The organism is Azospirillum sp. (assembly GCF_035627195.1).
GTDB lineage: Bacteria > Pseudomonadota > Alphaproteobacteria > Azospirillales > Azospirillaceae > Azospirillum.
In genome coordinates this window covers 1-9,748 of record NZ_DASPMG010000124.1, presented here as the reverse complement: position 1 = coordinate 9,748, position 9,748 = coordinate 1, and the positions used below count along the sequence as shown (strand labels likewise).

Annotated in this window: 11 protein-coding genes; 4 read left to right on the top strand and 7 right to left on the bottom strand. The window is 70.6% G+C overall.

Annotated elements, in window-relative coordinates:
- From VED21_RS11560 to VED21_RS11545, 4 genes are all read right to left on the bottom strand, one after another.
- Nucleotides 1-418: universal stress protein (locus VED21_RS11560; RefSeq protein ID WP_324882506.1), on the bottom strand; the 418-nt coding region annotated here is incomplete at its 3' end.
- Complete coding sequence (locus VED21_RS11555) at nt 419-1,189, bottom strand: TIGR02186 family protein (RefSeq protein ID WP_324882505.1); 771 nt, start codon at nt 1,187-1,189, stop codon at nt 419-421.
- Complete coding sequence (locus tag VED21_RS11550) at nt 1,186-2,109, bottom strand: sulfite exporter TauE/SafE family protein (protein ID WP_324882504.1); 924 nt, start codon at nt 2,107-2,109, stop codon at nt 1,186-1,188. Before VED21_RS11550 ends, VED21_RS11555 begins: the two co-directional genes overlap by 4 nt.
- 91 nt (nt 2,110-2,200) lie before the next feature.
- The gene (locus tag VED21_RS11545; protein ID WP_324882503.1) at nt 2,201-3,190 is read right to left on the bottom strand and encodes an adenosine kinase; all 990 of its coding nucleotides are present in this window, start codon (nt 3,188-3,190) and stop codon (nt 2,201-2,203) included.
- Nucleotides 3,191-3,343: 153 nt separating this feature from the next.
- Here VED21_RS11545 and VED21_RS11540 point away from each other — a divergent pair, with 153 nt between their 5' ends.
- A complete protein-coding gene (locus VED21_RS11540) occupies nt 3,344-4,018 on the top strand; it encodes an EI24 domain-containing protein (RefSeq protein ID WP_324882502.1) in 675 nt (224 codons plus the stop codon).
- 134 nt (nt 4,019-4,152) lie between these two features.
- Nucleotides 4,153-4,953 carry a polymer-forming cytoskeletal protein gene (locus tag VED21_RS11535; protein ID WP_324882501.1) on the top strand — a complete coding sequence of 267 codons (801 nt, stop codon included), beginning with the start codon at nt 4,153-4,155 and terminating at the stop codon, nt 4,951-4,953.
- A gap of 162 nt (nt 4,954-5,115) precedes the next feature.
- Here the strand turns inward: VED21_RS11535 and nth are convergent, their stop codons facing one another.
- A complete protein-coding gene (nth, locus tag VED21_RS11530) occupies nt 5,116-5,778 on the bottom strand; it encodes an endonuclease III (protein WP_324882500.1) in 663 nt (220 codons plus the stop codon).
- A gap of 96 nt (nt 5,779-5,874) precedes the next feature.
- Between nth and VED21_RS11525 the strand changes: the two genes are divergently transcribed.
- A complete protein-coding gene (locus VED21_RS11525) occupies nt 5,875-6,390 on the top strand; it encodes a DUF2244 domain-containing protein (protein WP_324882499.1) in 516 nt (171 codons plus the stop codon).
- Between the two features lie 73 nt (nt 6,391-6,463).
- Nucleotides 6,464-7,360, top strand: coding sequence for a methylated-DNA--[protein]-cysteine S-methyltransferase (locus VED21_RS11520; protein ID WP_324882498.1), 897 nt, complete (start codon nt 6,464-6,466; stop codon nt 7,358-7,360).
- A 6-nt stretch (nt 7,361-7,366) separates the two neighbouring features.
- Here the strand turns inward: VED21_RS11520 and VED21_RS11515 are convergent, their stop codons facing one another.
- Together VED21_RS11515 and VED21_RS11510 are read right to left on the bottom strand one after the other, a co-directional pair.
- Nucleotides 7,367-9,142, bottom strand: a complete 1,776-nt coding sequence (locus tag VED21_RS11515) for an ATP-binding protein (RefSeq protein WP_324882497.1) — start codon at nt 9,140-9,142, stop codon at nt 7,367-7,369.
- A gap of 140 nt (nt 9,143-9,282) precedes the next feature.
- Nucleotides 9,283-9,748: GGDEF domain-containing protein (locus VED21_RS11510; RefSeq protein WP_324882496.1), on the bottom strand; the 466-nt coding region annotated here is incomplete at its 5' end.

Here is a 9,748-nt window from a genome sequence, read left to right as displayed (position 1 = left end):
CCGGCCCCTCCGGCTCGATGCCCGCGCCCAGCACCAGGATGGAGATGCCCGGCTCCTCGTCGATCAGGGCCATCAGCTCGTCCCGGCGGTCGCCCTCGCGGATGTAGAGGATGGGCACGGCGCCGGTGGAGGCGTTCACCTCGCGCGCCAGCTTCTGGAGCTTCTGCTCGGCCTCGGCGCGCTGCTCCTCGCGCATCAGCGTCTCGACGGCCAGCCAGCTCTGCACCTCCGCCGGTTCGATGACGTACAGCAGCGCCACCCGCCCGCCGGACTTCTTCGCGCGCAGGCAGGCGTAGCGCAGCGCCACCTTCAATTCCGGGCTTTCGTCGACCACCACCAGGAAGATGCGCTTGTTGTCCGGGCTGTCGTGGTCTGGATTGTTGTGGTCTGGATTGCCGATCGCTTCGCTGTCGCTCATCTACACCCTCCGGAACATCGCACCCGCCAGCCAGCCGGCGGCGATGGCGCCGATCACGGCCACCACGCCGTAGGTCAGCGGCTGGCTGCGCGCGAAGTCGAAGACCTCGGCGCTGAAGCCGATCTTCGACACGACCAGCGGCGTCGTCTGGGCGCTGACCACCTCGCCGCCGCGGATCAGGAACACTTCCACGTTGTACAGGCCCGTCGGCACATTGGCCGGAAAATAGATGTTGGTGCGGAACAGCCGCTCGCCAAGGAACGTCACCTGCCCGTGCGTCAGGCCGTACTGGCCGGCGCGCTGCTTGTTGCGGATCAGCGCCTCGCGGAAGTCGCCCAGCGCCAGCGGACCGACCAGATCGCTGGTGTCCAGGCGCAGGTGCGCGGTGCCGATCTGGTGGCGCTCCAGCACCGACTCCGGCGCCAGCGACTCGAGCCGGCGGTTGGTGGCGACCACGTAGTAGCTGGGCACCTGCTCGAACAGCACGCTCTCGCGGTTGATCCAGATGCCGGCGGTGCGGTCCTTGCGGCGCACGCGCACGTTGCTGCGCGGCCCGGTCACCACGACGGCCACGTCGCCCTGCCCGTCGGTGGAGCCGAACAGCACCACCTCGGTGCCGGAAAAGCCGGTGGTGATGGCGATCAGGTGGCTGGACAGGTCGGCCACCAGCTGCTGCGCGCGCGCCGACAGGGCGAAGGTCAGCCCCACCGTCAGCGCCGTGCCGAACAGGGCGCCCAGCACGGCCAGCGGCAACGCCGCGCGCCCCCTCACCAGCCGCCCCCGCCGCCGGAGATGCTGAACAGGTCGGGCGGCGTCGTCACCAGATCCCAGGCCAGCCGGGCCGCCACGATCACCACCAGCAGGCCCAGGAGCGCGCGCGCCTGCTCGCCGCGCAGGTAACCGCCGGCCTTGGTGCCGAACTGCGCGCCGATCACGCCGCCCACCAGCAGCAGCAGCGCCAGCATGACGTCCACCGTCTGGTTGCTGGCCGCCTGCAGCACCGTCGCCACCGCCGTGGTGAAGATGATCTGGAACAGCGAGGTGCCGGCCACCAGCGCGGTCGGCATGTTCAGCAGGTAGATCATCGCCGGCACCAGCAGGAAGCCGCCGCCGATGCCCATGATCGCCACCAGCATGCCGCCCACCGCGCCGATCCCCGCCGGCAGCAGCGCCGAGATGTACAGCTTGGAGCGATGAAAGCGCATCTTCAGCGGCAGGCCGTGCAGCCAGATGTGGTGGTGCAGCTTGCCGCGCGTCGCCGTCGGCCGCCGCCCGCGGATCAGCGCCCGCGTGCTCTCCACCAGCATCAGCGAGCCGATGACGCCCAGGAAGAAGACGTAGGACAGCGAGATGGCCACGTCGATCTGGCCCAGCCGCTGGAGCAGGCCGAAGATCCACACGCCGACCGTGGTGCCGACGAGGCCGCCGATCAGCATGACGACGCCCATCTTCACGTCGACGTTGCCGCGCCGCCAGTGCGCCAGCACGCCCGACACGCTGGCCGCCACCAGCTGGTTGGCCTGCGTGCCCACCGCCACGGCCGGTGGCACGCCCAGGAAGATCAGCAGCGGCGTCATCAAAAAGCCGCCGCCCACCCCGAACAGCCCCGACAGGAACCCGACGAGCCCGCCCATGGCGAGCACCACCACGGCGTCGACCGACATTTCGGCAATCGGCAGGTAGATCAGCATCGGCGGGCCCGGCAGCGGCGCGGTTCCGCAGCTTAACCCAGGCGCCGCGCGGTGTCTCCCCCGCCGGCAGGTGGGGGAGGGTCCTATCGCCTTACACCACGCCCTTGACCAGCTCGGCCAGGGACACCTCCGGCCGGGCGCCGACGTGGCTTATCACCTCGGCCGCCGCGATGGCGCCCAGGCGGCCGCACACGGCCGGGGCAAGGCCGCGGGTGTAGCCGTAGAGGAAGCCGGCGGCGTACAGGTCGCCGGCCCCGGTGGTGTCGACCACGCGGTCCACCGGCGCCGCCGGCACCTCGAACACCTGCCCGCCGGCGACGATGACCGCACCCTTCTCGCTGCGCGTCAGTGCCGCCACCTCGCAATGGCCCTTCACCGCCTCGACCGCCACGGCGATGTCGTCGGTGCCGTACAGCGCGCCGATCTCGTGCTCGTTGGCGAACAGGATGTCGACGTGGTTGGCCACCAGGTCCAGGAACTCGTCATGGTGGCGGTGCACGCAGAAGGAGTCGGACAGCGACAGCGACACCTTGCGCCCGGCCGCGTGCGCCGCGCCGGCGGCCTTCAGGAAGGCCTCCTTGGCGCGCGGCGGGTCCCACAGGTAGCCTTCCAGGTAGGTGACCTGCGAGGCGGCGATCATCGCCTCGTCGATGTCTTCCGGCCCCAGCTCGACGCACGCACCCAGGTAGGTGTTCATGGAGCGCTGGGCGTCCGGCGTCACCAGGATCAGGCAGCGCGCGGTGGGCGCCCCGCCGTGCAGCGGGTCGGTGGCGAAGTGCACGCCGGCCGCCGTGATGTCGTGCCGGAAGACCGAGCCCAGCTGGTCGTTGCACACCTTGCCGACGTAGGCCCCCCGGCCGCCCAGCGAGGCGAAGCCCGCCATGGTGTTGCCGGCCGAGCCGCCGGAGACCTCCACGCCCGGTCCCATGCGGCCGTACAGCTCTTCGGCGCGGGCGGCGTCGATGAGGGTCATGGCCCCCTTCTCGATGCCGTTGGCGGCGAGGAAGGCGTCGTCGGCGTGGGCGATCACGTCGACGATGGCGTTGCCGATGCCGGTGACGTCGTACAGGGCGGCAGCCATGACACTCCTTATGGTGCTGTCTGGATTCGGTCTTTGATTCCGGCGCGAGTATAGCGGCCGGGCGCGCCGCCACAAGCCCGCCGGCCGCTTGCCCGCCGCCGCCGGGCGCCTTAGAACTGCGGCATCTTGCCCCGCAACAGGGAATTCCCGGACATGATCCGTGCGCTGATGCTCGCGTTCGCCCAGCTGTCGGACCCGCGTTCGCGCCGGGTGGTGTGGATCGGCGTGGCCGGCGCCATCGCCGCCTTCGTGGCGCTGCTGGTGCTGGTCGAATGGGCGCTGACCAGCACGGTGCTGACCGACTGGTCGTGGGTGGACACCGCCATCGACGTGCTGGGCGGGGTGCTGACGGTGGTGCTGGCCTGGATCCTGTTTCCGGCGATGGCCGCCATGGTCTCCGGCCTCTTGCTGGAGGAGGTGGTGGCGCGGGTGGAGCAGCGCCACTACCCGCGCCTGCCGCCGCCGCTGTCCTCCACCGTCCTCAACGACATGACGACGGCATTGCGCTTTCTGCTGGTGGTCCTGGTGGCCAACATCGTGGCGCTTCCGCTGTATCTGGCCGCGCCCGGATTGAATCTTTTGGTGTTCTATACGATCAACGGCTACTTGCTTGGCCGCGAATACTTCGAGCTTGTGGCGAACCGACGGATTGGACGGCAAGCGGCGCGCGAGCTGCGGCGCGCCTACCCACTGAAACCTTTTTTGGCCGGCGTCATAATCGCCTTTCTTTCGACCGTCCCGGTGGTGAACCTTCTGGTGCCGGTCGTCGCGAGCGCCTTCATGGTGCATGTCTTTCACACGATGCGATGGACATCTTCCGCACCCTGATTCGCCCCTTGCGGCCGGCCGGATGACCGTGATACCCCGACTCGATGGTGCGCCGACTTTTCGGGTGTGCCGTGCGACCATGGCGCCGTCATCCGAAGACGCCACATGACCTGATCTGACCAGGGGACGAGTTCATGCTGTTCGGACGAAAGAATCCGCCGGTCGGCACGCCCAAGCCGGAAGGCGCCGCCACGGCCGCGCCCGCCGCGCCGGACGCGGCGACCATGGAGCCGCCCGCCGGGGCCGTCGCGCCCTCCTCCGCCACGGCGCCCGCCGCGGCGCCCGTTCCGACGTCGCCGCAGCCGCCTTCGGCGCCGCCTGCCATGCCGACGTTCCGTCCGCCGCTTTCCGACAAGGGACCCGAGATGACCACCACCCCGCCGAAGTCCCCCACCGCACCGTCCATCCCCGGCTCCTCCTTCAAGCCGGACGTCCCGCGCCGCGTGGTCGACATCCCCGGCGCGGCACCCCGCCGTCCGGACGGCCTCGCCCCCACGCCGGCCCCGGCCCCCGTCGCCGCAGCACCCGCTCCGGCCCCGGTGGTCGCCCCCGCCGCCGACCAGCGCCGCCTGATCGTCGGCCGCGACATCTCGCTGTCGGGCGAGATCGGCTCCTGCGACATCCTGGTGGTCGAGGGCACGGTGGAGGCCAAGCTGCGCGACGGCCGCTCCATCGAGATCACCGACACCGGCCTGTTCAAGGGCTCGGTCGAGATCGACGAGGCCGACATCGGCGGCCGTTTCGAGGGTGACCTCAGCGTGCGCGGCCGCCTGACCGTCCGTTCCGGCGGCAAGATCACCGGCTCGATCAAGTACGGCGAGCTGGCGGTCGAGGCCGGCGGCCAGTTGATCGGCGACGTGCAGGTCCTGACGGCCACCGCGCCGAAGCCCGCCGCCGCCCCGGAGCCGGTCGCCGTCCTGGCCAGCGCGGAGTGAGTTGATTTGGAGCCCTTCTCCCCTTGAGGGAGAAGGGTTGGGATGAGGGGTCGTTACCGCCGGAAGGCGGGATAAAGAGTCTCTCTTCCGCCCTGCCGGGCGCAGTCACCCTCACCCCAACCCCTCTCCCCTCAAGGGAGAGGGGCTTTTTTTGTTTGCGGCCTATGCCACGCCGGGCTTCGTCTTTTTCGGCGCCCCCACCTTCTCGTCCGAGTCGCACAGGTCGGCGATGATGCACTTGGCGCAGTCGGGCTTGCGGGCCTTGCAGACGTAGCGGCCGTGCAAAATCAGCCAGTGGTGCGCGTGGCGCAGGTAGGGCTTGGGCACCACCTTCAAGAGGCCGCGCTCCACCGCCTCCGGCGTCTTGCCGGGCGCCAGGCCGGTGCGGTTGGAGACGCGGAAGATGTGCGTGTCCACCGCCATCGTCTCCTCGCCCCAGGCGACGTTCAGCACCACGTTGGCCGTCTTGCGCCCCACGCCGGGCAGCTTTTCCAGCGCCTCGCGGTCGCGCGGCACCTCGCCGCCGTGCTCGGCCACCAGGATCTCCGACAGCTTGATGACGTTCTTGGCCTTGGTGTTGAACAGGCCGATCGTCTTGATGTACTCCCGCAGCCCCTCCTCCCCCAGCTCGACCATCTGCCGGGGCGTGGTGACGCGCTGGAACAGCGGGCGCGTGGCCTTGTTGACGCCGGCATCGGTGGCCTGCGCCGACAGCACCACGGCGACGAGCAGCGTGTACGGGTTGACGTACTCCAGCTCGCTCTTCGGCTCGGGGTTGGCGGATGCCAACCGGCGAAACATGTCTTCGATGGTGGCGGGCTTCATGCCGCGGACTTTACCCGTCGGACGGGGTACCGCGCAAACGTGTCGCAGCACGGGATGCTTTACCGTGCGAACCAGCGGGGGCATAGATCCCGGCCTATGACGAACGATGTAACCCCTCCGTCACCGCGCCGCGTCTTCTTCGACGCCATCCTGCACCCGCACCGCAGCCTGGGGCGCACCGGCTTCCGCGTGCTGATGGGTGGCGTCGTGCTGGTCAGCGCCGTCGTCGGCGGCGCCTTCTGGGCGATGGGGGCGTGGCCGGTCACCGGGTTCTTCGGGCTGGACATCGTCGTCCTCTATTGGGCGTTCCGCGCCAACTACCGCTCCGCCCGCCTGTACGAGCGGGTGCGGCTGACCGACACCGACCTCACCGTGCAGCGCGTCGCCTGGAAGAAGCCGGAGCGGGTGTGGACCTTCCAGCCCTACTGGCTGCGCGTCAGCATGGACGACCCGCCCCGGCACGAGAGCCAGGTGACGCTGACCTCGCACGGGCAGTCGGTGACCGTCGGCTCCTTCCTCAGCCCGGACGAGCGGCTGGAGTTCGCCAAGGCGCTGAACGGTGCGCTGACCACGTGGCGCCACGCGCCGTGCCAGCCCGAACCGGTCGGCTGAGGGCGCAAGAATCGGGTTGGCCGGCGGCCCGCGAGTCGCCACCCTTGGTGTCCGACGCAAGAGGGATACCGCCATGCTTGCCCAAGTTGCCCACGCCACCACCGACGACACCGACAGCGCCCACTACCGCGCGCTGACCGTCACCATCCGCCACCTCGTCGACCACTGGCAGGACCAGCCTTCGCTGGAGGAACTGGCCGGCGTCGCCGGGATGAGCCCCTACCATTTCCAGCGCCTGTTCACCCGCTGGGTCGGCATCAGCCCCAAGCGCTTCGTGCAGTTCCTCACGCTCGACCACGCCAAGCGCCTGCTGGCGGAGAACCAGAGCGTGCTGGACACCGCGCTGGACGTCGGCCTGTCCGGCCCGTCGCGCCTGCACGACCTGTTCGTGGCGTGCGAGGCGATGACGCCGGGCGAGTACAAGGCCGAGGGCGCCGGCCTGACCATCCGCTGGGGCCTGCACGACAGCCCGTTCGGCCGCGCGCTGGTCGGCAGCACGGAGCGCGGCGTGTGCTGGCTGACCTTCGCCGACCGTTCCGACGCGTCCGACGCGCTGGCCGAGTTCGAGGCGGCGTGGCCGGCTGCCCGGCTGGTGGAGGACGCCGAATCTACCCGTGACGTGGCCGCCCGCGCCTTCGGCTGGGAGGGCGGCTGGCGGTCGGCCGACGGCGAGCCGCTGCGCCTGCTGCTGAAGGGCACCAACTTCCAGGTCAAGGTGTGGGAGGCGCTGCTGCGCATCCCCTCGGGCGCGGTGGTCAGCTACGAGGACGTGGCGCGCGCCATCGGCCAGCCGACGGCCATGCGCGCGGTGGGCGCCGCCGTGGGCCGCAACCCCGTGTGCGTGCTGATCCCCTGCCACCGGGTGATCCAGAAGTCCGGCGTCATCCACAACTACCGCTACGGCGTGCCGCGCAAGCGCGCCCTGCTGGCCTGGGAACAGGCGCGGCTGGTGGGGGAAGAGGCGGCCTGAGCCGCCTTACGCCGACCGCGCGGCCGGGCCGGGCCAAGCGGCGTCGGTCGGGTCGGCGTCGGCCGGGTCGGCCGTGTCGGACGGCGCGGCCGGCGGCAGCGGCACGTCGAACCAGAAGCGGCTGCCGCGGCCGGGTTCGCTCTCCACGCCGATCTCGCCGTCCATCAGCGTCACCAGCCGCTTGCAGATGGCGAGGCCCAGGCCGGTGCCGCCGAAGCGGCGGGTGATGCCGCCGTCGCCCTGGACGAAGTCCTGGAACAGCTTGGCGCGCACCTCCTCGGTCATGCCGATGCCCTGGTCGGCGACGCTGAAACGGTACCAGTCGCCGTCCTGTCCGGGGAAGCGCAGCCGGGTCAGGCTCAGCGCGACGCAGCCGCCCTTGCTGAACTTCATGGCGTTGGACAGCAGGTTCACCAGCACCTGCCGCAGCCGCATGGCGTCGCCCCGCACGTGCGACGGCACGTCGTCGCCGACGGTCACCGACAGGGTGATGCCCTTGCCGCGCGCCGTCTCCTCGAAGGGGCAGGTGCTCTCCTCCAGCAGCTCGGCCACCGGCAGGTCCTGCACGTCCAGGTGCATGTGCCCGGCGTCGAACTTCGAGATGTCCAGGATGTCGTTGAGGATGTCGAGCAGGCTCTGGCCCGACGCCAGGATCGTCTGCGCCTGCCGGTGCTGTTCGTCGTTCAGCGGCGACAGCAGCAGCACCTGCGCCATGCCCATCACGCCGTTCAGCGGCGTGCGGATCTCGTGGCTCATCATGGCCAGGAACTGCGCCTTGGCACGCTCGCCGGCCTGGGCGCGGGTCTTCTCCGCCTCCAGGTCGACCATCAGGGCGCGGATCTCGCGGTTGTGGGCATCGAGCGCGGCGTTGCGCAGCGCCAGCTCGTGGTTGGCGCGCAGCCTCTTCGTCCACAGGACGGCGAGGACCGCCCACAGCGCCAGCATGGCCCCGGCGAACGGCAGGCCGACCACGTTCCACAGCTGGCGGCTGGGCAGTTCGGCGTCCCAGACGACGGTGCCGGCCGGCGCCCCCTCCACCGTCGTCAGCGCGACGCCGCCCTCGGCCGCCCCTTCCTCGATCCGCATTTCCGAGAAGGAGCCGTCGAACATGCTTCCCAGGTCGGCGACGATGTCGGCCAGCGGCCGCAGGAGGAGGAGCACGGACGACGTCTGCGTGTCCGGCGGGTCCTGCGGGCTCTCGAACGGCGACAGGCGGCTGGCCGCCACGGCGTAGGGCGCGCCGTTCAGGAAGACGATGCCGTCCACGTACTTGGGGTCCGGCGTCGGCACGGCGCGCGCCTGCCGGATCAGCGTCATGAGGCCGGCGTTTTCGGTGGCGCGGAACCCGGCGTCCAGGGCGCCGTCGCGGCTGCGCGCCCAGCGCACGGCGTCGGCGCCGTCGACCACCAGCGAGGCGCCGATGTTGAACGAGGTGAACAGGTAGTCGCCCAGGTTCTTTTCCGCCCAGGTGACGTCCTGCACCTGCTCGTCGTGCAGCTTGGCGTAGGCCTCGTCCCACCACGCGTAGTCCGACACCCGCTGGCCGAGCTGCTGGCGCGCGTGCCGCACCTGGGCGCCGACCAGCCGCTGGGCGTTCGCCTTGAACACCCCGTCGTTGAAGGCGGCGGAGTACTGGATGAGGCCACCCGCCGTGACCGCCAGCCCCAGGACGATCAGCGCCGGCCACAGCAGACCGGAGAGCAGGCGGCGGAGCCGGCTGGCGCTGCGGCCGTCCGGCCGGGCGTCCGCGTCCGCATCGGGCGGCGATGCCTGCGGGTTCATCCCTGCGCTCCTGCGGTTCGTTTCCGCGGCCGGCATTCAGGACCGGCGGGATTGGAATACGCGACTATGACGCGGGAGCGGGGGTGACGGCAATCTTGTTGATAGTCGTAACGACGTCAGGCTGCCCGTCAGCCCACCCGTCAGCCTACCAGGGCGGCGTCGGGCAACTCACCGGCGACGACGCGGTCCTTGCCGGCCTGCTTGGCCAGATACATGCGGTGGTCGGCCAGCTCCACCAGCTTTTCCCACTCCCGCGGGCCGTCGGCGGTGTGCTCGGCGATGCCGACGCTGGCGGTCTGCCGCGTGCCGTCCGGGCGGCGGCCGAAGCCCTCGCCGCGCAGCCGCTCGACCGCCTTCAGGGCACCCTCGCATGGCGTGTTGGGCATGACGACCAGGAACTCCTCGCCGCCCCAGCGGACCAGCACGTCGCTCTGCCGCAGCATGCCGCGGATCGCCTCGGCCGCGCCGCGCAGCACCTTGTCGCCCTCGTCGTGGCCGTAGCGGTCGTTGACCTTCTTGAAGTCGTCCAGGTCGAAGAAGATCAGCGACAGCGGCTGGTCGGAGCGCTGGGCGTGCGCGAACTGCAGGCGCAGCAGCTCCTCGCCG